The sequence below is a fragment of the Bradyrhizobium agreste genome (assembly GCF_016031625.1).
Classification (GTDB): domain Bacteria; phylum Pseudomonadota; class Alphaproteobacteria; order Rhizobiales; family Xanthobacteraceae; genus Bradyrhizobium; species Bradyrhizobium agreste.
Map to the genome: position 1 here is coordinate 1 of NZ_JACCHP010000073.1, position 622 is coordinate 622.

The window sequence follows — 622 nt, forward strand, 5'->3', positions numbered from 1 at the left end:
AGCACGAACAGTGGCTGATAGCTCCGCGTCGCGTCGTCCCCGACCATCGCCATGCGGCGATTGTCCAGCATCAGCCATTGGCCGTCGAGCTTTGCTGCGGCAATTGCGTGCGCCTCGCCGGCCCTGACGTCGCGCACCACGACGATGCGGAGGTCTTCAGAGGCAATTCCCGCCAGCCGCAGCGCGGCCAGCTTGGCGATGGCATAGTCCTCGCAATCGCCGGCCCCGCGCGCGGCTCGGCGAGGTCAACCGCGCCATCAATCTCGCCATTCATGCCGCCAATGATGGCACCGACGACGTCTGGAGCTCGCCGCTGTCGACCTTCGCGCGCGGCCGTCGCGGGCGCGGGCCTGGTCGACGATGGCGAGCAGCTCGAGCGCGGCCGGTGAAGCGCAATGGTCCCGGTCGCCGTCGCACAGCGCGAGCTGCACCATGTCGTCGTCGAGCTTGTCCTTCAGCGCAGACCATCTCTGCTGCAGGCTACCGGACGAGATGGCGAAGGCGAACACGCCGAACGGTTCGGCGGATTTACGCACGAGGACGCCGGCGCCCGGCGACAGCAGCGTGCCGGCGCGAAGCTCGGCGGCCGATCCGAGCAGGATCACGCCGCACATGACAAGGA

Annotated in this window: 1 pseudogene; it reads right to left on the reverse strand. The window is 68.5% G+C overall.

What is annotated here, in order from left to right:
* Positions 1-622 (reverse strand): annotated as a pseudogene (locus HZZ13_RS37740) (transglutaminase-like cysteine peptidase); the annotation flags it as partial.